This is a genomic window from Zophobihabitans entericus, assembly GCF_011745665.1.
In the GTDB taxonomy this organism is placed as follows: domain Bacteria; phylum Pseudomonadota; class Gammaproteobacteria; order Enterobacterales; family Orbaceae; genus Zophobihabitans; species Zophobihabitans entericus.
In genome coordinates this window covers 1,454,225-1,480,312 of the sequence record NZ_CP050253.1, presented here as the reverse complement: position 1 = coordinate 1,480,312, position 26,088 = coordinate 1,454,225, and the positions used below count along the sequence as shown (strand labels likewise).

The window sequence follows — 26,088 nt, the reverse complement described above, 5'->3', positions numbered from 1 at the left end:
TTATTCCTTATCATAAAATATAGGTATCGCTGCATTACCCAATTCTTTCCATCTATAATCTGTAAACAGAGAAGAATTAAGTGGTAAACTTCTTAAATAATTAAATGCCGCGAGTGAAATAGCTTTAGCCCACTCACTCCCTGGACATTGGTGTTCACCCAGTCCAAAAGGAACCGAGCCTTGCTCAGTTTTTAAATCTAGCAATAAAGTATCTTCCTCTGTAATAGCATGGCCTGTTAGTTTCGTCTCTTTATTTGGAAACCTTTTAGTAAATTTAATCGGAGGATTTTGACTTAAAACCTCTGTAAGAATATCTTCAGGAGCTGACTTGAGATCTGAGTAGTGAATTAACATCTGCCCGAGCAATCCTGATGTACCATCAGCAGTTTGAAAAAATAGACCGATACAATTACTAAGTACCAGAAAATCGTCTTCAATCCCTTGCTGTTTAAATCCTAATCTCAGGTTTTGTAACAAACCACCTTCACTCTTTTTAATGATATGGAACAGATATTTTGTTGCTAAATCGGCCTGTTGTACTCTTTCTTCCTGGGGGTTAAGAATCACATCATCAATAAAACTTCTTACATAATTAACCAGTTCTGGCCAATGTCTTTCTGATATTTGAAATAAACCGGCAATAACACATATTGGAACATCGGCAATAAACTGATTTAATTGCTGGGTATTTTTCAAATTTAAAGTAAGAATTTTTGCGACAGTGAATGTTTGCTGAGATAACAATGAAACATCATATTGGTCAATAGAATTGATAATAGCTAACTTAATTTTTGTTTGTAACTGATCGTCTCTCATCCGAACTAAACTAGCAAAAACATTGCCGGCGAGTGATCCCTCCAGAATTTTTGGAACTTTCTGATTTACAGGTCTTACATAAAACTGTTCATCAGTGAGCGCTTTAATCACATCATCATGTGAATTAATGTGTATTGGGCATTTATTTACCATGTGATACTCTTTATTTGTCATGTTATAGACTGCTTAGCTTGAATAATAAACTAACGTCATTTTCATACTTCGTTCCTGAACGAAATATGGTTTTAAGATATGGTTAAAAAATGCAAAATAAATTAGCAGAAATTTCTACTGTTATTGGTGATAAGACACGAATAAACATGTTATGCCTGTTAATGGATGGGCGCGCTTATACCGCTACTGAATTAAGTATTGCGGTAGATATCGCACCATCCACAGCCAGTGTGCACCTGAATAAACTGGTAGAACAAAAGCTAATTGAGTGTTTAAAACAAGGAAAATATCGCTACTTTCGTTTAGCATCTCCTGCTGTTGCTCAGCTACTTGAATCGTTGATGAATCTGACCTCTTCTCTTCAGTCTATTCCAAGCACAACACCTGATGAACTAAAATATTGCAGAACATGTTATGACCATATGGCTGGCAAAATTGCTGTTGATCTCCTATCCTTTATGAAACAAGAAGCGTGGATTACAGGAGAAAATGAATATTCTTTAACTCCAATCGGCAGTGAGTCTCTGACACAAATGGGGCTAAATATTAAAGAAATAGTAACCACAAAAAGTAAAAAAAGATTTGCCTATGCTTGTTTAGACTGGAGTGAAAGAAAGGAACACCTCTCCGGCCTATTAGGCAGTCAGTTATTAAAATTTATTCTGGATAAAAAATGGTGCACACGTCATCCACATAGCAGAGAATTAATTGTTACTCCGTCAGGTAAGAAATCATTATCCCGATATTTTAATATTACAATTTAGATAAACATATTATTTATACCTACTCTGTTTTTAGAAAGACTAATACCACTGACTTAAATAATTAATAGTAGTAATAATATAAAAGTCACCTTATCATTATATTTTAAATATCCTAAAAATATAATTAAACAGAATGGAAAAACAATTAAAAGCCCTGGCCGCACAGTTACGTTGTCCTGAAGGTGAAGATGGTATCAAGCTTGGCCATTTAATGAATATGAGTAATCTATCAGTCATATTGCACGGTATTACCAATCTACAAATTCAAAAAAAAGATAATATCCTTGAATTGGGTTATGGTAATGGTGAGTTACTGAGTTATATTTTATCTTTGGCTGAAGATATTCATTATACCGGGTTGGAAATCTCTCCAACTATGCATCAGCAGGCTATTTTGTTAAATAAACCTTATATAGATGCAGGTATGGCAAATTATCAGATATATAATGGAGTTAATTTACCGTTTATAGAACCACAATTTGATAAAATTTTAACTGTTAATACACTTTACTTCTGGAAAGAACCAATTAAATTACTACAAAATATCTATCAAGCCTTAAAATTAAATGGTTATTTTGTTATAACTTTTTGTCATAAATCTTTTATGCAAAACCTACCATTCATCAATTATGGTTTCCAACTCTATGAAGTTGAAGAAGTAAAACAACTGTTCAATCAGCTTCCATTAAAATTAGTAAATGAAGCCTATAAAAAAGATAAAAGTATCAGTAAAACAGGAGCTTTAGTTGAGCGTGAGTTTACCAGTCTGACATTTGAGAAAACAGAATAAAAAATTAGAGAGACACAGATGAACTTTAATCTACTTGATCTAAATAACTGGACTCGTAAAAGTTATTATCTTCACTATATGAATAACCTACCTTGCACCTATAGTTTGACGGTAAATATTAATATTACCGGTCTTCTCACTGCATTAAAAAAGAGGCATAAAAAGATCTATCCCGCGCAAATCTATATGCTCACAACGATTGTTAATCAACATAAAGAGTTTCGTATGAGCTTAGATTCTCAAGGTAAACTTGGTTACTGGAGTGAACTCAATCCTGGTTACACTATCCTTAATAAAGAGAGTGAAACTTTTGCCAGTATCTGGACAGAATATCAGGAATCTTTTATCCATTTTTACCAAAACTGCATGAATGATACCAATGCTTATTCACAAGCTACATCTTTATTCCCACAAGAACTGCAACCTGTTAATTTTTTTAATATTTCCAGCCTGCCTTGGGTAAATTTTACTAGTTTTAATCTCAATGTCTTAAGTAATAATAATTACCTGTTACCAATATTTACTTTGGGAAAATTTATTGAGCAAGATAATCAAATATTGATGCCATTAGCAATACAAGTGCATCACGCAGTATGTGATGGTTTTCATGTGGGAAGATTCGTTAATGATCTACAAGAACTTGCAAATAACTATAGGACATGGGTTGACCAGTAATTAGTGTTCCGGTGCACACTACTCTCAAATAAGTTTTCTCACTTATCTAACAAATAAAAAACCGCTATAACTTATGAAGTAATAGCGGTTTTTTGATAAAAATACATTCTTCTAAGCTTTAACTAGCTTTTCTTCTTTAATCAATAAATTAACAATTGCCGCCACTGCTGCCAGAGCAATATCCACATACCAGACCCACAATAAATTACCTGAATGTTGTATTGCCAGCCCACCAAACCATGCACCTAAAAATCCACCAATTTGATGGCTAAGTAATGTTAAGCCAAACAACGTAGCTAAGTAACGTGCACCAAAAAAATTAGAAAATAAAATTAACTGAAGAAAAGCCGATGAAGTAATTGACTAAATAAATAACCGATTACAGAAGTCACTGACAAAACAACAATAATCGTTATAGTAACAAAGATAAAAGAGATAAGTGATTTTATTTTGGAGTGCTTTATCTCTTTTTGCCCGATAAATAATACTTTCAAATCATCTATCTTTAGATAAAGCAGCACAACAGCAGGAGAAATAAAGCCCCAATACCACCATAATTGCCAAAATAGTGGCCACTCTTTTAATAGAGGATGCGTAGACCAAAGTAAGAAGCTCATCACAACAGCATAAATACCCACTACTGAAAATACACAAAACGCAATATAATGCATCACAACAGGAACAAACATCGCTTTTTTAAACGTAGAATTAAGTAAAATACCATTTGTATAATAAGTTATTATCTTTGTAATAAAGTACAAATTTATGGCGATAAAAATAACCGCAGCGATAATAAAAAGTCCTAAAGTATCCATAACAATATTCTGGTTAAATGCCCTCAATCATTCCTGAGAGCAAATAGTATCTGAAAATAATTGATAACACACATGTTATTTTATGCCCCAATCCCAAGCTACTTAGATAAAGGTAAAATGATAGTCCTCTTCATTACTCTTTTTGTATCAAAGTATTTCGTATCATAAAATACTATCGCATTTTAAATTATTCCTTCTGACTGCAAAATTTTTCCTCCTGATACAGATTCTATTATTGCTTAAATAGATGTATTCTTTAAAAAAGTCGCTTATATTAGCAATAACCAATCTTGATTCACTACAAATATATTCAGGGAGGATTTATGGTAGAAAGTCATTTTGAGAAAGCCACATTTGCCGGTGGTTGCTTTTGGTGTATGGTAAAACCTTTTGACACTTATGATGGTATAGAAAGTGTTGTCTCAGGTTATACCGGCGGCCATGTTGAAAACCCAACCTATCAGGAAGTCTGCAGAGAAACAACTGGGCATGTTGAAGCAGTGCAAATTACCTTTGATCCTGCAATTATTTCTTACGATGAACTGCTGGAAATTTACTGGCAGCAGATCGACCCAACTGACGGTGGCGGGCAATTTGCGGACAGAGGTGAATCTTACCGACCTGTTATCTTCTATCATTCTGAAGAACAAAGACTGAAAGCGCTCGCTTCAAAAGAGCAACTAGAAAAGAGTCATTTGTTTAATCATCCGATTCGGGTTGATATTCTGCCAGCCAAACATTTCTACCGGGCTGAGGAATACCATCAGGATTACTATAAAAAGCAACCTGAACACTATCAACGTTACCGCACCGGTTCAGGCAGAGCACGCTTTATTGAAACACACTGGAATAAAAAGTAATTTTATTAAGGCGAAGAGCTATCAGATACAACAACACAATGTTGTATCTGATATCTATTGATACTTATTATTCATGCTTATAGTCAGAAAAAATGCTAAATATTCTCTGACTAATTATTAAAAAATTCCTGAAATACAAATAATATTACTTACCTTCTTTTCTGATTTCAGCAATATTATCATTGATGTCATATCTCAGCTTATCGCCAAATAATTTCATCTGTTCCGGGCTCATCTTTTGTGAATGCAGGGCAAAAAAGCTATCAGGATCATCAAATAAACCAAAATCCTGTACGATTCCCTCTTTTTGAATGTAAGTATCATTATCACCATTCCAGTATACTGGCGGGTCTTGTAGATTTGGAGTGGCCACAGCAAAACCGCAAAAGGCGCCGGAATTACTGGCAAACTTATGTTGTAATCCTGTCAGATATGGGACATCAAGAATCAGCCCTTCCATCTTATACCAGCGATCGTTGAAATAAACCTCTGCCCAGGTATGCACAATTTCATCAGGCATCGCATTATAAACATCACCATTCATAATACCGGATTGCAGTTTTTTATCGATAGTGAATCCGTGTAGACGGCAAGGAATACCCAAAGCACGCAATATTGCCATAAACAGAATTGTTTTAGTATTACACTGCCCGATTCCCTCTTGCAAAATAACAGAGGCGCTAAGAGTATCATTCACATTAAAACCAAATTTAATCTCGTCACGGACAAAGTTATATACCTGTAAAATCTGTTCTTTTTGATTCAGACTTCTCCAGTGCCTGTCATTGATTAACTGTTGAATAGCCGGATTATTGAAATCAAGAAATTGAGTCGGTTTTAAATAGTTTTTCATGTCACACCTCCTTATTTATCAGAGGCTTTAATATAGTGTTAATAATATAAAGCGACTTTCAAAAAACAGCTAACCTGATACATAATATTTGGAGAAAACCCAACCAGTCTTTTGCAAGCGGTAGAAAAATGGGAAGGAGAATCAAATCCGGCCTCCAGTGCTGATTCTGTGATAGAACGTCCTTTAGACACCAGTATGAGTGCACTTAATACCTGCTTAAATAACAGATGACTTTTTAAGGTACACCCCGTGTACTCTTTAAAAAGATGAGAAAAACGACTGGGAGACAAGTATACCATTTCTGCCACTTGTGCCAGAGAAAGATGATAATTATCTTTAGCATTTAACAGCTCTAGTGCTTTGGTAATACGTTGATCTTTTTCCTGTACCAAATAGAGATGGCTTTCCAGTCCAAGTATCTGATAAAAACTTACCCAATACCGGTGATAAGTTTTAGTATCAATGACGTTATTTGATATGCTAGCAAACAACTCCCGCAGAGCAGAAACCATTGGCATGGGTAAAATAAAGTACTTCTTATCGCTGTTAAGATAACGTTTTTTAATTAGCTGACCCAGACTAGATGTATTATCAATTAACAACAGAACGCTGGACCTATCCTGTAAATTCAGTACATGTTCAGTATTAGATTGTAAGATGAGTCCCTGGCAGATAACATCCTGCCCTGCTACCTGAACACCCATAGAATAATGGTCAAGCGTCAAAATGATGTGCAGAAACTGATGGCGGTGTTTTTGAGTATAAAATGGCGCATCGACAATTAGCAGATGATCATCTGACGCATAGACTTTAAATGGTATCTGAGTTGTCATTACAATTACCACCTTATAAGAATAAGATAATGGAATTATACTCAATTACAGTTGATTCTAAATAAAAATTACATGATATAAATCATAGCATTAAATTAAAAAATATTTAAATAAATCAAATAGTTAAAAATAAAATCTACTAAATCAAAATCAGGCTCAACGGATAAGGCTATTATGTTAATCCACAATAACTACCCGTTGAACCTGACAGATAAAAAAAACTAATTATTTATTTCTTTGATTAACCCAGGCTGTGGCTAAGTCCATTGCCGCGCGACATGCTTTAGTCTGGTCTAACGGGTTAAGCATCACAAAGTCATGAATCATTGCCTGGAAGCGAACCGCCGTTACCGGAACACCTGCTTCACGTAATTTACGTGCATATGCTTCGCCTTCGTCTCTGAGCACGTCTGCTTCACCATTAAGAATGATGGCTTCTGGTAAGCCTTTTAATTGCTCAATCGTTGCACGTAATGGAGAGGCAGTGATTTCATTTCTGTCTTTTTCAGACGTAGTATATTGATCCCAGAACCATTTCATCGCTTCTTTATATAAGAAGTAATCAGTGGCAAAATCATTATAAGAGCCTGTTTCAAAACTTGCGTCAGTTACTGGATAGAACAGAACCTGACCTTTAATTTTTGGACCATTTTTTTGTTTAGCCATAATAGTCATAACAGTTGCCATGTTACCACCAACGCTGTCACCAGAAACGATAAGATTACTTACGTCCCAGTTCTCTTTAGCGGCATTAGCGACAGTTTGTTCAAGAACGGCATAACATTGATTGATCGCTGTTGGATATTTTGCTTCCGGAGATAAACTATACTCAGGGAATACCACAACAGAGTTAGTTCTGACTGCAAGTTCACGCACTAACTTATCATGAGTATGAGCATTACCAAACACCCAACCAGCACCATGGATATAAAAGTAAACGGGAAGTTTACCTTTAGCGCCTTCCGGTTTAATGATACGCACATTGATTTTACCGAGTTTACCTAAATCAGTCGGTCTGTCTTCAATGGTTACCGGGTGTTTGAATACTTTAGAATCCTGAACGGAGTTAACCGCTTTTCGGCCTTCTGCTGGTGGTAATTCAAATAGGAAAGGATGAGTAGATGTGGCTTTACTAAATTCTGCTGCTGCTTGTTCCAATTGCACTTTCTTAGTCATAATAATCTCCTTATTAATTATGATTACTGAAATATCCTTGTGACGAGTGTCACTGCATAAGACTATAGATCGGCAAAATCACCCTGTCAATTTACCTTATTTCATATAAAGGTATTATTTTGACCAGCAGGCAGATGAAATCGCTTGTGCTTAAACAGGTAGTCTACTTTGGATAAGAATAACCAATTTATTTAACAGGTATTTATAATCTTTTTTCTATATCATTTTAGTGTTTGAAAAATAATGGTTATAAATAGCTGGCGTACCTGAATCTAAATTCATTTTATTAAATAATGAATCTGTCGTTATCTGACAAATCCTTCCTCATTTTATTTTTTCTGCTAAGCTACACAACAAACATCAAGGATGTATTACTTTATAACAAAGGAGTTACCGTGCATTTACTGCTTATTGGTTCAACCGGACTTGTTGGTAGTCATGTGTTAAGACTGGCTCTTGATGACTCACGTATTGATCACATTACAGTTTTATCCCGTAAACCATTACCGGAACATCCCAAACTACAAACGGTGACAGTTGATTTTAAACACTTACCAGAAGATGCGCTCTGGTGGAATAATATTGATGCTGTTATTTCCACACTCGGCTCAACCATAAAAAAAGCAGGTTCTCAGGAAGAATTTTATAAAATTGATCACGACTATTCGCTGACTGTAGCAAAACTAGCCAGACAACATAATACGCCAACTTATGTACTAAACTCAGCCCTAGGCGCAAACCCTGAATCTAAGATTTTTTATAGTCGGGTTAAGGGGGAACTGGAACAAGATTTAGCTAAACTGGGATTTACTTCACTGACTTTTGTTCGCCCGGGTTTTATTGGTGGTAAGCGTACTGAGTTTAGATTAGGTGAAAAAATCGTAGTGGGTATATTAACCATCTTTAGCCCTGCTCTGTCTCGTCGTTTAAGAGTGAATCCGGCAGAAAAGATTGCCAAAGTCCTGATTGAAAATGCAGTCAAACCAAAATCAGGTGTGAATATTGTGACATCAAAAGAGCTGTCTTAGCTCATTTTATAGTAGTGATATTTTATTAATCATAAAATATCACTACCTATCAGTAAGCCTTACCAGTTACTTAATACGAGTTTTCCGATAGTTCGCCCTGACTCAATTTGTGCATGAGCTTTTTTCAAATTCTCCGCACTAATTGGTGATAATTCCTGTGTCATCGTAGTGATCAGTTTTTTATCATCCAATAACTTCGCCACTTTAGTTAATATATTATGTTGTTCAGCTATGTCCGCCGTATTAAAGAGTGGTCTGGTATACATGAACTCCCAGTGAATAGACAGACTTTTTCTCTTCAGCAGAAGAACATTTAATGCTTCCGGATCATCAATCAATGAAATACGACCCTGCGGAGCAATCAGCTCAACAATTTCCGGTAAATAGCGATCAGTATGACTGGTTGAAAACACAAATGCCGGTTGACCTATATTCAGCTCTGCCACCTGTTTAGCCAGTGGTTTGGTATGATCAATAACATGATGTGCTCCCATTTTCTTCACCCACTCCTGAGATTCAGAACGAGAAGCTGTCGCAATAATAGTTAAATCAGTTAACTGACGAGCAAGCTGAATCATAATTGAACCTACACCACCTGCCCCTCCAATAATGAGTATCGCATTAGCTGCACCACTCACTTTGTGATCGACTCTTAAGCGATCAAACAGTGCTTCCCATGCTGTAAGTGCAGTGAGTGGAATAGCTGCAGCCTGAGTATCAGTTAAAGATTTTGGCTTGAGTGCCACGATCCTAAAGTCAACGGCCTGATACTGCTGATTAGAACCGGGACGATTAATCACACCGGCATAGTAAACCTCATCACCCACTTTAAAACCAGTCACTTCACTGCCCATTGCCTGTACAATACCAACCGCATCCCAGCCCAGAATTCGATGTTGGCCTTTTTCCGGTAAAGCCGATCTTCTGATTTTGATATCAACCGGGTTAACGGATATCGCTTTAACTTCAACTAATAAATCTTTGGCACCATATTCCGGTTTAGGTAAATCTAGTTCAACTAATGAATTGGCTTCCGAAATCGGTAATGACTGACTAAATCCTATTGTTTTCATCTATTCTCCCTCCTTTATTAAAAGACAGAGATATCGTAATATATATTATCTTTTTATGTAAGAAGTTACATAATCTTCATATAGTTACAATATAAATACTTAGTATACAAAGGATACTTATGCCTAAAAAGAGAACTAATTACGACTGTGCCGCAGGATGTTCAGTAGAAGCAACGCTTGAGCTTATTGGTGGTAAATGGAAAGGTGTCATTTTGTATCATCTCTTCTTAAAAGATGTACTACGCTTTAATGAGTTACGTCGCCTTGTACCAACTATCACTCAACGCATGCTAACTAACCAGTTAAGAGAACTGGAACAGGATAAGATTATCTCGCGTAAAATTTATCCGGAAATTCCACCAAAAGTTGAATATCGTTTAACTGAAAATGGCATGACTTTAAAACCTATTATTCACGCTTTAAAAGCCTGGGGAGATGTCTACCTTGGGAAATAACCTTCGTAGTTAAAGAAGCCCCTTTAATCCAAGCATCTCAACAATAAGCTGGCAATGTTCTTTTCACTGTTCTGAACCAGCTACAATAAGTATGAAAAACACCTTAAAAATAATAAAAAAATCTAATTTTTCAAAAAACTAAAGAAAATGTAATGATTTTTGTAAAATTATTAGAAAAATTTATCAGCTCTCTTTGTTTTATTACTGTCTTTTCTAAAAATCCTGTTATATATTTGATCGCTTGTGCTCCAACAGATAGAACATACTTCTAACTATAAAATAGATAAAAATAGCTGAGTGGAAGAATAGGATCCTTTATGACAGTCGAGACCGTATTAAAACAAACCGAACAATTTTTTAATAGTGGTGATTTTAAAAAACGTTTAGCTCAAAGAATTGCTTACCAAACAGAGAGTCAGCAACAACCTCGTTCTGAGAGTTTGAATGAGTATTTACAACAAGTCATTCAACCAGAACTTGAAGCAATGGGATTTACCACAACACAAATCGCTAATCCGGTTCTGGATAACTGCCCTTTTTTAATTGCTGAAAGAATTGAAGATCCTGCTCTGCCAACCATACTTTGCTATGGTCATGGTGATGTAGTCTTTGGTGATGCAGAGAACTGGCGTGAAGGCTTATCCCCTTGGGAAATGGTTGAAGAAGGCGATCGCTGGTATGGTCGTGGTACTGCAGATAATAAAGGTCAACATACTATTAACTTTGCTGCACTGGAACAAGTCTATAAAGCTCGTGGCGGTAAACTTGGTTTTAACTGTAAAGTCTATTTTGAAATGGGTGAAGAGATCTCCTCTCCGGGTCTGGCGGAAATTGCGACACAATATCGTGATAAACTCTCTGCGGATATTTTTATTGCTTCAGATGGCCCACGCCTGACAGCAGAAAGACCAACACTATTTTTAGGCTCACGTGGTTGTATCAACTTTAAATTAAGTATCGATGCACGTGAACAAGGTTACCACTCAGGTAACTGGGGTGGTTTGCTTTCTAACCCGGGTACGCAACTGGCTAATGCTATTGCCTGTTTAGTCGATAAACAAGGTCGTATTCTGGTTGATGGTTTAAAACCACCTGCAGTAAGCCCGGCTATTCGCGAAATTTTAAGCGATATTGAACCTGCTGGCCAACCAGGCGATCCGGAAATTGACCTGAACTGGGGTGAACCTAGTCTAACTCCTGCTGAACGCCTCTTTTCATGGAATAGCCTGGAAGTCCTCGCTTTTACCACTGGTAATCCACAAAGACCAGTTAATGCCATTCCGCCAAAAGCACATGCGGTTTGTCAGCTACGTTTTGTAGTGGGTACTGATACAGACAATATCATTAAAAATATTGAACAACATCTAAAACAACATGGTTTTAATAATGTTGATGTTGAATCTTATGGTATTACTGCAGCAACACGTTTTGATCCAACCGATCCTTTAGTTAACTGGACACTTGATGTGATTACTCAGTCGACTAATAAAAAACCGGCATTATTACCTAATCTTGGTGGTTCACTACCTAATGATATTTTTGCCGATATTTTGGGACTGCCAACACTTTGGATCCCACATTCATACCCAGCCTGTGGTCAACATGCCGTGAATGAGCATATGCTTAAACCAATCGCATCAGAAGGTTTACAAATTATGACTCGCCTGTTCTGGGAATTGGGTGAACATGGTAAAGAGTTAATAGCTCAACATAAGCAACATCAAAAGAATAAATAGAACATCGAAAAACAAGGAATATCTTATGACAGACGCTCAAATCGTTTCGGAACAGAAGAAGAAACCGAGCTTATATAAAACACTTTTCGCTACCTGTATAGGTAATGCACTTGAATGGTTTGATATTGCAATTTACGCTTTCTTCGCCTCTTATATTGCTCGCGCCTTTTTCCCGGTGAAGGATGAAACACTTTCGCTGATTATTACTTTCGCCAGTTTTGGTATCTCATTCCTTATTCGCCCAATTGGTGCGATCGTACTGGGTGCCTATGCCGATAAACACGGTCGTAAAGCTTCATTACTAGCCTCTATCGCCCTGATGATGGTCGGTAGCCTCATGATTGCCACCATGCCAACCTTTGCAACTATTGGTATTGCAGCTCCTATTTTAATTTTAGTTGCTCGTTTAATTCAGGGCTTCTCTGCCGGTGGTGAATTTGGTAGTTCAACCGCATTTTTAGTTGAGCACTTTCCTGAGCGTAAAGCGTTTATTGCCAGTTGGCAGTTCGCGACTCAAGGTGTGAGTACACTGATGGCTGCATTATTTGGTTTAATTTTGGCAAAAACACTAACCGAAGCACAAATTTATGATTGGGGTTGGCGTATCCCGTTCATCTTCGGTCTGTTAATTGGTCCAGTTGGTCTGTATATTCGTCGTCATATTGATGAATCACCAACCTTTAAAGCAGCAGAAAAATCACAACAACCATTAAAAGAGATCGTTACTCGCCAAAAATCACTATTCTTTATCGCTGTAGGCTTAATGGTTATTTCAACAGCCATCAACTATATGTTGAATTATGTTCCAACTTATGCGACCAAAACACTGGGTGTGGCAAGTTCAACTGCGTATACAGCAACGGTTGTGGCTGGTGTCATTTTAACAGTTGTTACACCAATGGTTGGCTTATTAGCTGAAAAAGTTGGACGTTTACCGCTAATGGTTGGTTCACTTGTTCTACTACTTGTGACAGTCTACCCAGGCTTCTCATTAACAATTAGTTACCTAAGTCCGACATCATTAATCCTATTAATTGGCTGGTTAGCACTACTTAAATCAGTTTACTTTGCGACAGTACCATCAATGATGGCTGACATCTTTCCGGTTAAGACTCGTGCAACAGGTATGGCGCTCAGTTATAACGTGGCTGTAACTGTATTTGGTGGCTTTGCACCGATGATTTGTACTTCATTAATTAGCTTAACTGGCAGCAGCTTAGCACCAAGTTACTACTTAATTGTGGTTGGTTTTATGAGTTTGTTCGCACTATACAAAGCAAACCAATTAAACCGTTAATTATTTCTTTTTTCTTCCTTTTTCGCCTGCTTTTAGCAGGCTTTTTTTTATTTCACAATTCTAAATAAACCCATTCTCTTTCAAACAACTCTGACCTTCATTACTCAACAAAAAATCAACAAATGACTGAGCATAAGAATGAGGATTATTTAGTAAAGTGAGACTGTAATTAATATCACTACAATGTATCGTTATATAACGATAAAAACATCTATTCAGAATTTATCCTCTTTATTTAATCTGTTACACTAACACTCTTATTTTTAACCAGAAAGTAACCCATTTTAATGCTGTCATTTAACTACAGAATAAATAAAACTAAATTAACCCTGTGCGTTCTCTGAGCAGTTCCAGTCAATAACTATAACTCAATGTTAATTAAAGGAAGATACTCTTCCCAACGATATTCTCTTATTGGCATAGGTGCTGAATCTTTAAAATAAAGTACCAAAGCTGGCTTTATGCCATTCCAGTTATCAACAAACTCATATCTGACCAGCATACCATCCTGAATCAGTTTCTTAGCTTTTGCGTGGTAATTAAAGTAAGCCATAAGTAGCACCTTTAGATATCAGTTTAAGAAAACTATAATAGAAATCTTAACACTTCCTATCATCGTGTTTATAGCTATTTAAACAAAATAGTCCTGATATTTAGACCAAAAAGGGATAATAATATTCTAATCAGATATTTGGTGGTTGATCCTAACATAGGCTTTTTTGTGATTAACTTATTGATTTTTATGGAGGCGCGTCCCGGAGTCGAACCGAGGTAGACGGATTTGCAATCCGCAGCATGGCCACTCTGCCAACGCGCCTTAGGATAAGACTAAAAGTAAAAATACTTAGAAACCAAAGGAGCTCCTAACCTTTTAGTGCGAAGGATTATCTACAAAAACGGCTTGTTTGTCAAACCATTCCATAGAATGAACATAAAAAAGCTTAATGCTTGTTTATTTTGTCAGCAGTTTAGTCAACTCATTTATCTTCCTGTACTAACTGATACCCAGCTTCTTTCCAACCACGGAAGCCACCGTCCATAGAAATAACGTTGGTATAGCCCATTTTTTGCAGATTATCGGCAGATAATACAGAGCGGTAGCCACCACCACAATATAAAATCATTGGGGTGTTTTTATCAGGAACGACGGTTTCAATGTCACGTTCGATAATCCCTCTGCCAAGATGAACAGCCTGAGGCAGATGACCATTTTGCCACTCGTTATCTTCTCTGACATCAATAAACAGAGGAAGCTTATTACTATCCATCAGCGCCTTCACTTCACCGATGGTAATTTCTTTGACGTTTTCCCTGACTTTTTCACAAAGAGCTTCAAAACCCGGATTATGTTGCATATCTTTATTTCCCCTTAAAATATAACCAATTGATTATATTTAATAAATAATAATTTGCTATTCAAAGTGGCAAGGCGTAAAATCGACACCTTATTTTATTGCTTATAACGCTACATCTTTGATGTAGTCTGACTTGTAATCAGAGGCATTGTCAAATGGAAAATCTCTATAAAAAACCGGAGCTGCTATCCCCTGCCGGCTCACTTAAAAATATGCGTTACGCATTTGCTTATGGTGCTGATGCGGTATACGCAGGACAACCACGCTACAGCTTACGCGTACGTAATAACGAATTTAATCACGAAAACCTGGCCATTGGGATTAATGAAGCCCACGCGCAAGGTAAAAAGTTTTATGTCGTGGTTAACATCGCTCCACATAACTCAAAATTAAAGACTTTTGTTCGTGATTTAGCGCCGGTTATTGATATGAAGCCGGATGCGCTGATTATGTCCGATCCTGGCCTTATTATGCTCGTTCGTGAAAACTTCCCTGATATGGAAATTCACCTTTCAGTGCAATCTAATGCTGTTAACTGGGCGACAGTTAAATTCTGGCATCAGATGGGATTAACTCGTGTAGTGCTATCACGTGAACTCTCACTGGACGAGATTGCAGAAATTCATGAAAAAGTGCCTGAAATGGAGCTGGAAGTCTTCGTACACGGTGCGCTTTGTATGGCTTATTCTGGTCGTTGCTTATTATCCGGTTATATTAATAAACGTGATTCAAACCAAGGAACTTGCACGAATGCTTGTCGCTGGGAATATAACGTGTCAGAAGGTAAGCAGGACGATATAGGCAATATCGTACATAAACATGAGCCTATTCCGGTTAAAACTATTGAGGTTGGTGAAAGCTCCTCTGAAGTATTTATGATTGAAGAAGCTAAGCGCCCGGGCGAATATATGTCTGCGTTTGAAGATGAGCATGGTACTTATATCATGAACTCTAAAGATCTACGTGCTGTTGAACTGGTTGGCGATATGGTAAAAATTGGCGTAGACTCTTTAAAAATTGAAGGTCGTACTAAATCCTTCTATTACTGCGCCAGAACTGCACAAGTCTATCGTAAAGCGATTGATGACGCTGCCGCAGGTAAACCTTTTGATGCTAATTTAAATAAAACCTTAGAATCTTTAGCTCATCGTGGCTACACGGAAGGCTTTTTACGCCGCCACCGCCATGAAGAGATGCAAAACTATGATTACGGTCATTCTGAATCATCACTACAACAATTTGTTGGAGAATTTACCGGTAAACGTTTAAATGGCTTAGCTGAAATCACAGTTAAAAATAAATTCTCTGTCGGTGATAGTGTTGAAATGATGACACCACAAGGTAATATTAATTTTGTTATCAGTGAACTTAAAAACCGTAAAGGTGAAAAGGTAGAAGCCGGTTTAGGCGATGGTCATGTAGTCTATTTAGATGTGCCTGAAGATGTACAAATCGAATATGCTCTGCTAATGCGCAATCTGGTTGATACCAATACCCGTAATCCACACAAAGTCGCATAGTAATATTTAACACAGTAAAAAGGGCTAATTATTTAGCCCTTTTTTATATCATAATAAATACTTGTCTAAGCACGAATTAAATCGTCACCTACTCCAATCCATTTATAAGTCGTTAATGCTTCCAGCCCCATTGGCCCACGCGCATGCAGTTTTTGAGTACTGACAGCCACTTCTGCCCCTAAACCAAACTGTCCACCATCAGTGAAACGGGTACTGGCATTGACATAAACCGCTGCAGAATCAACTAGCTGCACAAAACGTTCTGCATTCTTTAAACAGCGTGTCAGAATCGCATCAGAGTGCTGACTACCATGTTCACGAATATGTTCCACAGCCAGCTCTAAAGAATCAACAATCACCACATTTAAATCTAAAGATAGCCATTCATCATCAAGCTCACCGGCTTGCAGCGGAAATACATTAGCCACACCAGATTTAAGAATATCAAAAGATGCAGGATCAGCATGTAACACCACTTTATTATCTGCCATCACCTGACTGAGTTTAGGTAAAAACTGCTCTGCAATTTTGGTATGTACCAGCAGAGTTTCGGTCGTATTACACGTACTTGGACGCTGAGTTTTAGCATTGACAATAATATCAAATGCCTTATCAAAATCGGCGCTTTCATCCACAAAAGTATGACAAACTCCAATGCCACCAGTAATCACCGGAATCGTTGCATGCTCACGACATAGTTTATGTAACGCTGCACCACCACGAGGAATTAACATATCAACATACTTATCCAGCTTTAATAATTCATTGATATATTTGCGGTCCGGATTATTAATTGATTGTACCGCATAAGCAGGTAATCCGGCTTGTTGTAGCGCTTCCTGGATAACTTCAATCATAGCAGCATTAGTATTTACGGTCTCTTTACCACCACGCAGAATCACCGCATTCCCTGTCTTTAAACATAAAGATGCAACATCAATAGTGACATTGGGACGAGCTTCATAAATAACCCCAATCACACCTAATGGCACTCTGTGACGTTGTAACTTAAGTCCGCTATTTAATGTCTTACCATCGATAACCTCACCCACAGGATCAGTTAAAAAGCAGACCTGGCGAACATCATCAGCAATCGATTTTAAACGCGCAGGAGTAAGTAACAGGCGGTCTAAAATAGCTTCACTAATACCACTACTGCGTGCAGCCTGCATATCCAGTTCATTAGCAGCTAAAATTTTGGGACTATGTTGTTCAAGCAAATCAGCAATAATGGTTAATGCCTGATTCTTTTCTTTCGTTGAACACTGTGCGAGTTGATAAGATGCCTTTCTGGCCTCTTTTCCCATTTGCTCTAACATACCTATCCCCTTTACTTATGGTTATCCCATTCGACGAATCTTATCATGAAAGATTTTAGTTAATAGTTCAAGTGCTTCTGCTCTTTCTTCATCTTCCATAATATTAAATGGAACAGGCAATTTACTTTCTTTGACTGTACCAGCTTTTTGATAATAAATAATCCAGCGATTCTTCTTTTCTTCAATATAGGTAACCTCCTGAAATAACACAGTCTTTGGTGCTAAAACAGGCGATAATTTACAAGACAAATAATCCTGACCAATAGTTAAATAAACTGTGTTATAACGAATGATATGGAGAATAAAAACTAGAATAAAAACACCTATTGGCAAAGAGGCAATATAGCCAGTATTTAACATAAAAAAGATGAAAAACAGGAGCATCCCTCCCATAAGAACCAGATTTAATATAATATATTTTCTGGCGTAAAATTCTTTTTTGTTTTCTTGCGCTTCCATATTTATTCCTTGCCTTATTTTCTTTTACTCACAATTTCAACAATAGATTCAGAAGCATTATGAGTTGCTCTGTTCTGAACTTTTTGCTGATCACTTTCTGATAACTGATTTTGTTTTAATGACTTAGATAATCGCAGTAAACAATATAAATTCACTAATCCAATTAATAAAGTCATAAAGATAGCACTACCCAGAATCATGATATTAATACCAAGTTTCTTTTTATCGGTCATTAAATAAATGAGTAAACCAAAAGCAATGGTGAGCCAGGAAATGGTGGTAAAATATGCCATGAACTCATAATTGACCAGATTATTTTCCGGTTGTTTGTCAATAATATTATAAGAGGCGCTGACAGCAAGCAACTCAATCATCAACATAATAATAAGGGTAATAATCACTCTGCTCTCTCTACCGTCAGCTTTTAAAAATTATTGTCTTCTTCTGCGAACGATCTCTGGCAGAGGTTGATTATTAGGATTGGCAGGATTAGATTGATTGTTTAACACCATTCTGCGAACAACTAAATCGTCGTCCTGAAGTGATTTAATAATACGACTTGCACCAAATACAGCAATCAAACCAAGGGGAACAAAGATCACGCTCCCAATAATAATGAGAATAGCACCTGGTTTTTTCTGACCAGCAATAACTAAAATTAATCCAAGTAGTGAAATTCCCCAGCTTATCCCCATAATGATGGCTACTGTTTCATAAACAGAATCATAATTACCGTAATATTCATATTGGGTTACAGATTCCATGTACATGCCATAGACGCCAAGTAAATTAGCCAGCATTCCGATAATTGCAATAATCATTTGTTATTATTTCCTGTTTTTATTTATCTTTATTATTCTGATTTTACTAGGATTTAATGATCATATCATCCCGATGCACAGCCACAGCACCGTATTCATACCCTAAAATATGGATAATTTCTTGAGAATGATGCCCTGCTATCATACGTAGTGCATCACTATTGTAGCGACTCATACCTCGGGCGATACTTTTACCCTCTTTGTTGGTGATATCCAACACTTCACCACGAGAGAAATTATCACGTACCTCGATAATACCTTTAGGTAATAACGAACGCCCTGATTTAAGCAGCGCTTCTACCGCACCATCATCAAGTACTAAACGACCTGCCGGTGGCGCACCAAATAACCACTGTTTACGCGACTCTAAAATGCTCTTTTTAGAGTGGAAACGAGTTCCGACTGGAATATCATTAATCACATCAGAAATAACGTCAGGACGACTCCCTGCTGCGACAATGGTTTGAATTCCTGAACGATTAGCGATTTCTGCTGCCTGCAATTTAGTTGCCATGCCACCTGTCCCAAGTCCTGAAACACTATCTCCGGCAATGGCTTTTAGTGCATCATCGATCTCTTCAACCTCTTCAATCAATTTAACATCAGGATTAGTACGAGGATCAGCAGTATATAGACCGGCCTGATCAGTTAATAAAATAAGCTTGTCAGCCTGAGCCAGAATGGCGACTAGTGCTGATAAATTATCGTTATCACCGACTTTAATTTCAGCGGTCGCAACAGCGTCATTTTCATTAATTACAGGAACAATATGATTATCGAGTAAAGCTTTTAATGCATCCTGTGCATTCAGGAAACGCTCACGATCTTCTAAATCAGCACGGGTCAGTAGCATCTGCCCAATATGGATGTTATAGATAGAGAAAAGCTGCTCCCATAATTGAATTAAGCGACTCTGACCGACAGAAGCGAGCAACTGTTTTGAAGCAATAGTTTTAGGGAGTTCGGGGTAATTTAGATATTCCCGCCCGGCAGCAACAGCACCAGACGTGACAATAATAATTCGATGACCCAGTGCCTGTTGCTTAGCACACTGACGAATTAACTCGACAATCCGAGAGCGATCCAGCTTTTTAGTACCACCGGTTAATACGCTCGTCCCTAATTTTACTACAATCGTTTGTTGTGCTTTAGTTGCCATAGCGCTACTCATTATTTGATTATTATTGTTTAATGACTATTATTTAATTAGCTCTTTAATCCAGTCTGTTGATTTTTCCATCGCCTTTTGTAAACCTGGCGTAATTTGTTTCGCTTCAATTTTAACGATCTGATGTTTTTGGCTCGACATGATGAGCTTTGCTTCTGCCTCAGTACTCATGTTATCACCCTCAAACACAATACTCATCACTGGTGCGTTACAAGGCCTATTTATAAGACCTTGATTTTTAAGCGAAAAATAATTCAACTCAGCAAGCAGCTGAACATTAGAAATCCGGTTCAAGCCTAAGCGGCTGGCGATCAGGTCTTTATACATAGCAGGTAAAGTTTGCTGCACCGCTTTATCGACAAATAACTGATGAATAATTGGTCCAAAGTTGAGTAAACCCTTAATACGATTTGGCATTAAGTAAGCTAAACGAGTTGCCATTTGGGCACCAACACGAAAGCCTGACACAATCACTTTAGTATGATCGACCCATGGTACATTTGATAACTGCTCTAAAACTGCCTGATGCAACTGAGTACTATTCTGACTCAGGTTGAACTGACGACTTAGTCCAATCCCCGGTGAGTCAATAGTCAACAGCGCAATACCAAGTGGTGCTAAGTAGTCAGCAAAATATTTATAGAAATCAATTTGCAGATTAGTCAGTCCGGTACACATAAAGAGCACCGGACAAGGTTTGTCACTCACTGTTGAAGTTGGCAGATGTAACAACCCTTTCACAACCGAACTATCGACTTTAAAGTCGATCTCTTTTAACGTAAATGGTGAATACTCCAGCGCTTCTTTATAAGCACGGTAAGCATAACTTTGCGCCTGAGCAGCTAAGTCATCCGTTTTATAATGTGGGTAGCTGGCAATACTGGCAAACTGGCTAGCCGTTAACCAGTACTCATGCATTTTAGGTCTGTCTAAATCTTCAATTGGACACTCAGTATCTAACTGACAAATTTGTTCAGCTTTTCCTGCCCACTCAGCAGCTTGAGTTAAAAATTCATAAATCCAGTTACCAGACTGGTAACCAATAACGGAATCAAGCCAGTTATCATCGGAATGTTTTTTATCTGAAACAGCAATTCTTGAAAGAACGGCTTCAATTTCCAGAGTCGGTATACCACGCCAGTGCCAAAGCAATGTATTCAGTACCCGATACCAACGGGAATTAGATTCCCCTTCAAGAACAGAACTAAACTGTGTAGTACTTGCATCGATCCGTTGAATTAACGATGTTGTTTCTGGGTAATTAAACTTTGGTTTAAAAAGCTTTTCAGATAAGTTCTGTTGTCCCATGATAATACTGATACCTAATTCAATTAGTCTTCACAAAGTGGTTTTATAAAACCAACACCCATATCCCAAGGTTGTTCTATCCATGTATCCTGAGCAATATCAACTTCATAATCATCAACCAGTGGTTGCCCTTCTGGTTTAGCAAAAATGGTCACAAAACGTGCTTGTGGATAGAGATCACGAATAGTTTGTGCCGTTCCGCCAGTATCCACTAAATCATCAACCACAATAAAGCCTTCGCCATTACCTTCAGCTTTTTTCAGAATTAATTTTTCACGCTGGTGATTGTGATCATAACTTGAGATACAAACAGTATCGACATAACGAATACCAAGTTCTCTGGCCAGTAATGCAGCAGGAACAAGACCGCCACGACTAACAGCGATAATACCTTTCCATTGAGTTCCAGGGAGCAGACGAGAAGCAAGTGAGCGGGCATGAATTTGTAACATATCCCATGTAACGGTGTACTTTTTGTTTTTAGACATAGTGACCTACAATTTTTATCTTTATAGCCTCAAGTTATTAAGGCTGATGGTGAATATAAAATTGCGCTTAATTATAGTGTGACTAGTGAAGAAAAACTAGTTATTATCATAAGATAATTCCGTTTTTAGTTTATAAGTTATCAATTTTGAGGTTATCGCTATGCTATCCACACTTTCACCAAACACGCTTTGGAAGATTTTTTCTGATATTTGTAATATTCCCCATCCCTCTCACCATGAAGAGATGATTACTAAATATGTCGTTGATTTTGCTAACCGCAATAAAATTAAAGTTGAAGTTGATCAGGTAGGAAACCTGCTGTTAACTAAACCTGCAACACCGGGAATGGAAAATTATCCTTCAGTAGCTCTTCAGGCGCATCTGGATATGGTGCCACAAAAAAATGAAGACACTAAACATGACTTTTTAGTCGATCCTATTCAGGCTTATATTGACGGTGACTGGGTGAAAGCTAAAGGAACAACTCTTGGTGCTGATAATGGAATCGGTTTAGCCTCCACTCTTGCTGTGCTTGTTGATCCGGCAGTTGAACATGGTCCGATTGAAGTGTTACTTACCGCCTCAGAAGAAACCGGCATGGTGGGTGCTTTTGGTTTAAAACCAAACTGGTTAAAAAGTCAGTTCTTAATTAATACTGACTCGGAAGATGAAGGGGAAATCTTTGTAGGCTGTGCGGGTGGCGTAGACTTTAAGCAATCTCTTCCAATTGGTTATGCCCTTATCCCAGAACATCACGATACCTTTATTCAGCTATCACTTAAAGGTCTGAAAGGCGGACATTCAGGTTGTGATATCCATTTAGGTCTGGGTAATGCGACAAAATTGTTAGTTCGTTTTCTGGCTGAATATGCGGCAGATATCAATTTTAGATTATCAGAGATCAGCGGTGGCTCCCTGCGCAATGCCATTCCTCGTGAAGCCTTTGCGGCTATTACGCTAAATAAACAAGACCTGGCTAAACTGAATGAAATGATCAGCGCTTACCAGGCAACTCTGGAAAATGAATATGCAGGTGCTGAAACCTCAATTTCATTCTCAGCGACAAACTTAACACGTGAGCAAGTCAAGCGTGTGATGGAACAAGACTCTCATAAAAAGATCATCGACTGGCTACACTGTGCGCCCAATGGTGTGGTACGTATGAGTAAACAATTTGCAGGTGTAGTTGAAACATCACTAAACCTTGGTGTGGTTTATATTAAAGACGATAAAATCACAGCCAATTATCTGATTCGTTCTTTAGTGGATAGCGCAAAAGATAACGTAGTTTCAATGCTGATCTCTCAAAGCCAGCTAGCAAGTATTGAGTATCAAATTAGTGGTGGCTACCCGGGCTGGCAGCCAGACCCACAATCCCCGCTAATGCAACTGGTTAAAGATAAATATAAAGCGCTCTTTAATCAGGAAGCTAAAATCATGGTGATTCACGCAGGCCTTGAATGTGGGTTATTTAAAAAACCTTATCCGCATGTAGATATGGTTTCAATTGGACCAACTATTGTGTCACCTCACTCACCAGATGAAAAAGTCAATATTAAGAGTGTTGAGCAATACTGGAAACTATTGCTTGCCACACTTAAAGCCGTTAAGCAATTAGTATAAGGAATTACAATCAATGCCTATTTTTGGACTTGGGCTTAGTACCATTATTGCTATTTGCTTTGCTGTGCATGTGATTTATACCGGACAAGATAAATACTGGCTATTTATCTTGCTGCTATTTCCGTTTATCGGCAGTATCGTTTATTTTATTGCGATTGTATTACCATCACTACGTTATTCTCATTCCGGCTATCAGTTTGAATCAAAATTACGTAAAACGTTAGATCCTAATAAAGAGCTGAGAGAAGCACAAAAAGCGTTTGAATTGTCTCCAACAATTGATGCACGTCTACGTCTTGCCAGCGCTTTAATGGATTTAGATAAAGCCAGCGAAGCCCTGCCACACTTTAAACATGTGCTTTCTGGTGTTTATCGTAATGCGCCGGATATTTTATTACAGTACGCGCAGGCTTTGTTTATGACTGGTGATTATTTTGAAACCAAGAAAACGTTGGATCACCTGCGTGAAACCAATCCAACTTATCGTTCTGATGATGGACATCTGCTTTACGCCAGAGCGCTTGCTCAGCTTGGAGAACAACAAGCTGCCCGTGAAGAGTTTGATGCACTCGTGGATTATCACCCAAGTCTGGAAGTTTATGTCCGCTATGCAGAGGTGTTAATTATGTGGGGTGATCGTTCAGGGGCGCTTAAACAACTTGAAGCTTTAGAGCATCGTGTTAAGTTTTTACCAAAACACGCACAGCGTCTAAATGCAGAGTGGATTAGTATGGCGGATAAGCTATCTCGTCAGATTAGAACTCAGAATAATTAAGGTTTATTTTTTGTAAAAAAGGCGCTCCTGTTGGGGCGTTTTTTATTAATAGGCATTTTTAGGGCTAGTTTTTGGACTGTGCTTTTTATTAACGTTGGGACTGGAGCGGCGTGCGCCGCTCATACGCATTTTAGGGCGATATGATTGAGTTCCGTGGGTTTGACGGCCTACCATACCGCAGGGGCGCCCGTTCGTCAGGCTCACTAAGACCCCTACAATATGGTCTCCGTCAACTCAACCTCAGTTAAACTTTTAGTTCCTTAAAATACTTCTTAGAATAAATATAAACTGGTTATTTAGATTTTATAAAATAAAAAGATAAGATTAAGAAACTAAGAAACTAAGAAACTAAGAAACTAAGAAACTAAGAAACTACTAACCTATTACACCAATATTAAATTTAGAAATAATATTCTTTTAAAAGCCCATAATCATAACACATTGATTTAATTTAAGTTAATTTAAATTAAGTATTTGAATATATTATCTTTATTATTTTAGAATCTGATGGAAATGATGTTGTTGAAATTGACGGAGAGCGTACCTCATAGGTCTTAGTGAGCCTGACGAACGGGCGCCTATGGGGTGCGGTAGGCCGTCAAGCTCACAGAATCTGCCACTACTTAAATAAAACCATTGCGCATGAGCGGCGCACACCGCTCCCTACACCAAGCTCAACTAAGGCACAAATACCCGTTATGCCGAGCGCACCAACAAACAAAACCCAAATGAAATACTCAGCATCACTAGCGCTATCCAGTAAATGACTTCGTGCCCAAACACACTCACCAACAGCCCCTGGATAAGCCCGGCTAAAATTACACTACAGGAGATCCCGTTACTAAACAGTGTTGAGGCTACCCCCATTCGATGCGGCAACAGATCTTGAAAATAGATAATACCGATACTAGCCACAATACCAATAAACAGTGCATTAAAGATCTGAATACCCATCAACCAGCTTTTATCAGTAAAACTAACCATTCCGACATAAAACAAAATGCCGCAAATGACGGCAAATAAAAATAGCTTACGCTTACCCACATAAGGAACCAGAAAGCCGGCAACCAGCATAATTGGAATTTCCAGCCCTGCTGCAATGCCCATTAATAAACCCGGTGTTGAAGCCGACAGACCTAAAATTTTATCAACATAAAGCGGCATATCGATCAGATACATCATATTTGCTGTCCACATAAATACAGTGGCGATAAAAAGAAATATAACACTGGTATTTTTTAAGATAGATTCTGATTCAACAGACTTATTATCTGTATTCTTATCCCCTCTTGGACTAGACGGGAAAAAACCAATTACCATAATCATCGCAACCATAAATACCGCTGCAGCACAAAGGTACATTACGGTAAAACCATACGAAGTCGCTAATAAAAAAGATAATGGCGGTCCAATCACCCAGGCCAAAGATAGCTGAGCTCTAAGTATCGAGTTAAACGCCACCACATTACGTCCAGTTTTAGAAGCATACTCACGTGCAATAGCAAAAATCTGCGGCATAGTCGAAGAAGCTAAAGAAGAAAAAAGGATCCCAAGTGTCACAAGTATCATATAATGACGAGTAAATGCAAAAGTAACACTGTTACCGATTGCCATTAAGCAACAAAACAAAATAACATTACGTCTATCACCTTTTTTATCAGAACGCTGTGCTAACATAAAGCTCACAATGATACTGGCAACGGCATTTATTGAATAAAACAGCCCAACTAAAAATGGTGCTGCTTTAACTTCATCAGTCAAATATCGACTCAGCGTTGGCGTCTGTAATGCACCCGCAATGCCAACAATGAATGCCGTAAGTAACAATGACAGTAAAACTGTTGTAGAATATTGCCGGTTAAATGAAAAATGCACGTAAATTACCTATTTTGGATAAGATTCAAGA

28 protein-coding genes and 1 tRNA gene are annotated in these 26,088 nt (G+C 37.8%); 11 read left to right on the top strand and 18 right to left on the bottom strand.

Annotated elements, in window-relative coordinates; all coding sequences use genetic code 11:
• Complete coding sequence (locus tag IPMB12_RS06670; RefSeq protein WP_166916175.1) at positions 1 to 990, bottom strand: cytochrome P450 family protein; 990 nt, start codon at positions 988 to 990, stop codon at positions 1 to 3.
• Between the two features lie 89 nt (positions 991 to 1,079).
• Here IPMB12_RS06670 and IPMB12_RS06665 point away from each other — a divergent pair, with 89 nt between their 5' ends.
• The 3 genes from IPMB12_RS06665 to catA all read left to right on the top strand — a co-directional run bounded on the left by IPMB12_RS06665 (position 1,080) and on the right by catA (position 3,219).
• Positions 1,080 to 1,754 (top strand): ArsR/SmtB family transcription factor, encoded by a 675-nt coding sequence (locus tag IPMB12_RS06665; RefSeq protein WP_166916173.1) that lies wholly within the window; start codon positions 1,080 to 1,082, stop codon positions 1,752 to 1,754.
• A 133-nt stretch (positions 1,755 to 1,887) separates the two neighbouring features.
• Positions 1,888 to 2,544: a class I SAM-dependent methyltransferase gene (locus tag IPMB12_RS06660; protein ID WP_166916171.1), complete on the top strand. Its 657-nt coding sequence runs from the start codon at positions 1,888 to 1,890 to the stop codon at positions 2,542 to 2,544.
• A gap of 18 nt (positions 2,545 to 2,562) precedes the next feature.
• Entirely contained in the window at positions 2,563 to 3,219 is a 657-nt protein-coding gene (gene catA / locus IPMB12_RS06655) for a type A chloramphenicol O-acetyltransferase (protein WP_166916169.1), read from the top strand.
• 111 nt (positions 3,220 to 3,330) lie between these two features.
• Here catA and IPMB12_RS06650 read toward each other — a convergent pair whose 3' ends face one another.
• Positions 3,331 to 3,510, bottom strand: coding sequence for a hypothetical protein (locus IPMB12_RS06650; RefSeq protein WP_208293441.1), 180 nt, complete (start codon positions 3,508 to 3,510; stop codon positions 3,331 to 3,333).
• Positions 3,511 to 3,551: 41 nt separating this feature from the next.
• On the bottom strand, positions 3,552 to 4,034 hold the full coding sequence (locus IPMB12_RS06645; protein ID WP_166916167.1) for a hypothetical protein: 483 nt from the start codon (positions 4,032 to 4,034) through the stop codon (positions 3,552 to 3,554).
• 323 nt (positions 4,035 to 4,357) lie between these two features.
• Between IPMB12_RS06645 and msrA the strand changes: the two genes are divergently transcribed.
• Positions 4,358 to 4,894, top strand: coding sequence for a peptide-methionine (S)-S-oxide reductase MsrA (msrA, locus tag IPMB12_RS06640; protein WP_166916165.1), 537 nt, complete (start codon positions 4,358 to 4,360; stop codon positions 4,892 to 4,894).
• 145 nt (positions 4,895 to 5,039) lie between these two features.
• On the opposite strand, the gene IPMB12_RS06635 is transcribed toward msrA, so the two are convergent.
• The 3 genes from IPMB12_RS06635 to IPMB12_RS06625 form a co-directional block, all read right to left on the bottom strand.
• Positions 5,040 to 5,747 (bottom strand): transglutaminase-like domain-containing protein, encoded by a 708-nt coding sequence (locus IPMB12_RS06635; RefSeq protein ID WP_166916163.1) that lies wholly within the window; start codon positions 5,745 to 5,747, stop codon positions 5,040 to 5,042.
• Positions 5,748 to 5,785: 38 nt separating this feature from the next.
• Complete coding sequence (locus IPMB12_RS06630) at positions 5,786 to 6,580, bottom strand: helix-turn-helix transcriptional regulator (RefSeq protein WP_166916161.1); 795 nt, start codon at positions 6,578 to 6,580, stop codon at positions 5,786 to 5,788.
• Between the two features lie 225 nt (positions 6,581 to 6,805).
• A complete protein-coding gene (locus IPMB12_RS06625) occupies positions 6,806 to 7,756 on the bottom strand; it encodes an alpha/beta hydrolase (RefSeq protein WP_166916159.1) in 951 nt (316 codons plus the stop codon).
• A 395-nt stretch (positions 7,757 to 8,151) separates the two neighbouring features.
• Between IPMB12_RS06625 and IPMB12_RS06620 the strand changes: the two genes are divergently transcribed.
• Positions 8,152 to 8,784, top strand: a complete 633-nt coding sequence (locus IPMB12_RS06620; RefSeq protein WP_166916157.1) for an NAD(P)H-binding protein — start codon at positions 8,152 to 8,154, stop codon at positions 8,782 to 8,784.
• Positions 8,785 to 8,843: 59 nt separating this feature from the next.
• Here IPMB12_RS06620 and IPMB12_RS06615 read toward each other — a convergent pair whose 3' ends face one another.
• Positions 8,844 to 9,857: a zinc-binding alcohol dehydrogenase family protein gene (locus tag IPMB12_RS06615; RefSeq protein WP_166916155.1), complete on the bottom strand. Its 1,014-nt coding sequence runs from the start codon at positions 9,855 to 9,857 to the stop codon at positions 8,844 to 8,846.
• Positions 9,858 to 9,976: 119 nt separating this feature from the next.
• On the opposite strand from IPMB12_RS06615, the gene IPMB12_RS06610 reads away from it, so the two are divergent.
• The 3 genes from IPMB12_RS06610 to IPMB12_RS06600 all read left to right on the top strand — a co-directional run bounded on the left by IPMB12_RS06610 (position 9,977) and on the right by IPMB12_RS06600 (position 13,345).
• Entirely contained in the window at positions 9,977 to 10,312 is a 336-nt protein-coding gene (locus IPMB12_RS06610; protein WP_166916153.1) for a winged helix-turn-helix transcriptional regulator, read from the top strand.
• Positions 10,313 to 10,629: 317 nt separating this feature from the next.
• A complete protein-coding gene (locus tag IPMB12_RS06605) occupies positions 10,630 to 12,048 on the top strand; it encodes a M20 family metallopeptidase (protein WP_166916151.1) in 1,419 nt (472 codons plus the stop codon).
• A gap of 25 nt (positions 12,049 to 12,073) precedes the next feature.
• On the top strand, positions 12,074 to 13,345 hold the full coding sequence (locus tag IPMB12_RS06600; protein ID WP_166916149.1) for an MFS transporter: 1,272 nt from the start codon (positions 12,074 to 12,076) through the stop codon (positions 13,343 to 13,345).
• 361 nt (positions 13,346 to 13,706) lie between these two features.
• On the opposite strand, the gene IPMB12_RS06595 is transcribed toward IPMB12_RS06600, so the two are convergent.
• From IPMB12_RS06595 to IPMB12_RS06585, 3 genes are all read right to left on the bottom strand, one after another.
• Entirely contained in the window at positions 13,707 to 13,898 is a 192-nt protein-coding gene (locus IPMB12_RS06595; RefSeq protein ID WP_166916147.1) for a thermostable hemolysin delta-VPH, read from the bottom strand.
• Between the two features lie 190 nt (positions 13,899 to 14,088).
• A tRNA-Cys gene (locus IPMB12_RS06590) sits at positions 14,089 to 14,162 on the bottom strand.
• Between the two features lie 160 nt (positions 14,163 to 14,322).
• Positions 14,323 to 14,700 (bottom strand): rhodanese-like domain-containing protein, encoded by a 378-nt coding sequence (locus tag IPMB12_RS06585; RefSeq protein WP_166916145.1) that lies wholly within the window; start codon positions 14,698 to 14,700, stop codon positions 14,323 to 14,325.
• A 155-nt stretch (positions 14,701 to 14,855) separates the two neighbouring features.
• On the opposite strand from IPMB12_RS06585, the gene trhP reads away from it, so the two are divergent.
• Positions 14,856 to 16,220: a prephenate-dependent tRNA uridine(34) hydroxylase TrhP gene (gene trhP, locus IPMB12_RS06580; protein WP_166916143.1), complete on the top strand. Its 1,365-nt coding sequence runs from the start codon at positions 14,856 to 14,858 to the stop codon at positions 16,218 to 16,220.
• A 65-nt stretch (positions 16,221 to 16,285) separates the two neighbouring features.
• Here the strand turns inward: trhP and proA are convergent, their stop codons facing one another.
• Genes proA through gpt form a run of 7 tightly spaced genes read right to left on the bottom strand, consistent with a single transcriptional unit; the run spans position 16,286 to position 21,783 of the window.
• On the bottom strand, positions 16,286 to 17,539 hold the full coding sequence (proA, locus tag IPMB12_RS06575; RefSeq protein WP_166916141.1) for a glutamate-5-semialdehyde dehydrogenase: 1,254 nt from the start codon (positions 17,537 to 17,539) through the stop codon (positions 16,286 to 16,288).
• Positions 17,540 to 17,560: 21 nt separating this feature from the next.
• Entirely contained in the window at positions 17,561 to 17,998 is a 438-nt protein-coding gene (locus tag IPMB12_RS06570) for a hypothetical protein (protein ID WP_166916139.1), read from the bottom strand.
• Positions 17,999 to 18,012: 14 nt separating this feature from the next.
• Entirely contained in the window at positions 18,013 to 18,399 is a 387-nt protein-coding gene (locus IPMB12_RS06565; protein WP_166916137.1) for a hypothetical protein, read from the bottom strand.
• A gap of 30 nt (positions 18,400 to 18,429) precedes the next feature.
• Positions 18,430 to 18,819, bottom strand: a complete 390-nt coding sequence (locus tag IPMB12_RS06560) for a hypothetical protein (protein WP_166916135.1) — start codon at positions 18,817 to 18,819, stop codon at positions 18,430 to 18,432.
• 46 nt (positions 18,820 to 18,865) lie between these two features.
• Positions 18,866 to 19,978, bottom strand: a complete 1,113-nt coding sequence (gene proB / locus IPMB12_RS06555) for a glutamate 5-kinase (protein ID WP_166916132.1) — start codon at positions 19,976 to 19,978, stop codon at positions 18,866 to 18,868.
• 39 nt (positions 19,979 to 20,017) lie between these two features.
• The gene (gene frsA / locus IPMB12_RS06550; protein WP_166916130.1) at positions 20,018 to 21,295 is read right to left on the bottom strand and encodes an esterase FrsA; all 1,278 of its coding nucleotides are present in this window, start codon (positions 21,293 to 21,295) and stop codon (positions 20,018 to 20,020) included.
• A 23-nt stretch (positions 21,296 to 21,318) separates the two neighbouring features.
• Positions 21,319 to 21,783 carry a xanthine phosphoribosyltransferase gene (gene gpt, locus IPMB12_RS06545; RefSeq protein WP_166916128.1) on the bottom strand — a complete coding sequence of 155 codons (465 nt, stop codon included), beginning with the start codon at positions 21,781 to 21,783 and terminating at the stop codon, positions 21,319 to 21,321.
• Between the two features lie 154 nt (positions 21,784 to 21,937).
• On the opposite strand from gpt, the gene IPMB12_RS06540 reads away from it, so the two are divergent.
• Entirely contained in the window at positions 21,938 to 23,407 is a 1,470-nt protein-coding gene (locus IPMB12_RS06540; RefSeq protein WP_166917714.1) for an aminoacyl-histidine dipeptidase, read from the top strand.
• Between the two features lie 13 nt (positions 23,408 to 23,420).
• A complete protein-coding gene (locus IPMB12_RS06535; RefSeq protein WP_166916126.1) occupies positions 23,421 to 24,182 on the top strand; it encodes a tetratricopeptide repeat protein in 762 nt (253 codons plus the stop codon).
• A 696-nt stretch (positions 24,183 to 24,878) separates the two neighbouring features.
• Here the strand turns inward: IPMB12_RS06535 and IPMB12_RS06530 are convergent.
• Complete coding sequence (locus IPMB12_RS06530; RefSeq protein WP_166916124.1) at positions 24,879 to 26,057, bottom strand: MFS transporter; 1,179 nt, start codon at positions 26,055 to 26,057, stop codon at positions 24,879 to 24,881.
• Between the last annotated feature and the right edge of the window lie 31 nt (positions 26,058 to 26,088).

Bases quoted from the DNA above. Each gene is read 5' to 3' on its own strand.
- IPMB12_RS06670 (WP_166916175.1), bottom strand. From the start codon at position 990: ATGACAAATAAAGAGTATCACATGGTAAATAAATGCCCAATACACATT.
- IPMB12_RS06665 (WP_166916173.1), top strand. From the start codon at position 1,080: ATGCAAAATAAATTAGCAGAAATTTCTACTGTTATTGGTGATAAGACA.
- IPMB12_RS06660 (WP_166916171.1), top strand. From the start codon at position 1,888: ATGGAAAAACAATTAAAAGCCCTGGCCGCACAGTTACGTTGTCCTGAA.
- catA (WP_166916169.1), top strand. From the start codon at position 2,563: ATGAACTTTAATCTACTTGATCTAAATAACTGGACTCGTAAAAGTTAT.
- IPMB12_RS06645 (WP_166916167.1), bottom strand. From the start codon at position 4,034: ATGGATACTTTAGGACTTTTTATTATCGCTGCGGTTATTTTTATCGCC.
- msrA (WP_166916165.1), top strand. From the start codon at position 4,358: ATGGTAGAAAGTCATTTTGAGAAAGCCACATTTGCCGGTGGTTGCTTT.
- IPMB12_RS06635 (WP_166916163.1), bottom strand. From the start codon at position 5,747: ATGAAAAACTATTTAAAACCGACTCAATTTCTTGATTTCAATAATCCG.
- IPMB12_RS06630 (WP_166916161.1), bottom strand. From the start codon at position 6,580: ATGACAACTCAGATACCATTTAAAGTCTATGCGTCAGATGATCATCTG.
- IPMB12_RS06625 (WP_166916159.1), bottom strand. From the start codon at position 7,756: ATGACTAAGAAAGTGCAATTGGAACAAGCAGCAGCAGAATTTAGTAAA.
- IPMB12_RS06615 (WP_166916155.1), bottom strand. From the start codon at position 9,857: ATGAAAACAATAGGATTTAGTCAGTCATTACCGATTTCGGAAGCCAAT.
- IPMB12_RS06610 (WP_166916153.1), top strand. From the start codon at position 9,977: ATGCCTAAAAAGAGAACTAATTACGACTGTGCCGCAGGATGTTCAGTA.
- IPMB12_RS06605 (WP_166916151.1), top strand. From the start codon at position 10,630: ATGACAGTCGAGACCGTATTAAAACAAACCGAACAATTTTTTAATAGT.
- IPMB12_RS06600 (WP_166916149.1), top strand. From the start codon at position 12,074: ATGACAGACGCTCAAATCGTTTCGGAACAGAAGAAGAAACCGAGCTTA.
- IPMB12_RS06595 (WP_166916147.1), bottom strand. From the start codon at position 13,898: ATGGCTTACTTTAATTACCACGCAAAAGCTAAGAAACTGATTCAGGAT.
- IPMB12_RS06585 (WP_166916145.1), bottom strand. From the start codon at position 14,700: ATGCAACATAATCCGGGTTTTGAAGCTCTTTGTGAAAAAGTCAGGGAA.
- trhP (WP_166916143.1), top strand. From the start codon at position 14,856: ATGGAAAATCTCTATAAAAAACCGGAGCTGCTATCCCCTGCCGGCTCA.
- proA (WP_166916141.1), bottom strand. From the start codon at position 17,539: ATGTTAGAGCAAATGGGAAAAGAGGCCAGAAAGGCATCTTATCAACTC.
- IPMB12_RS06570 (WP_166916139.1), bottom strand. From the start codon at position 17,998: ATGGAAGCGCAAGAAAACAAAAAAGAATTTTACGCCAGAAAATATATT.
- IPMB12_RS06560 (WP_166916135.1), bottom strand. From the start codon at position 18,819: ATGATTATTGCAATTATCGGAATGCTGGCTAATTTACTTGGCGTCTAT.
- proB (WP_166916132.1), bottom strand. From the start codon at position 19,978: ATGGCAACTAAAGCACAACAAACGATTGTAGTAAAATTAGGGACGAGC.
- frsA (WP_166916130.1), bottom strand. From the start codon at position 21,295: ATGGGACAACAGAACTTATCTGAAAAGCTTTTTAAACCAAAGTTTAAT.
- gpt (WP_166916128.1), bottom strand. From the start codon at position 21,783: ATGTCTAAAAACAAAAAGTACACCGTTACATGGGATATGTTACAAATT.
- IPMB12_RS06535 (WP_166916126.1), top strand. From the start codon at position 23,421: ATGCCTATTTTTGGACTTGGGCTTAGTACCATTATTGCTATTTGCTTT.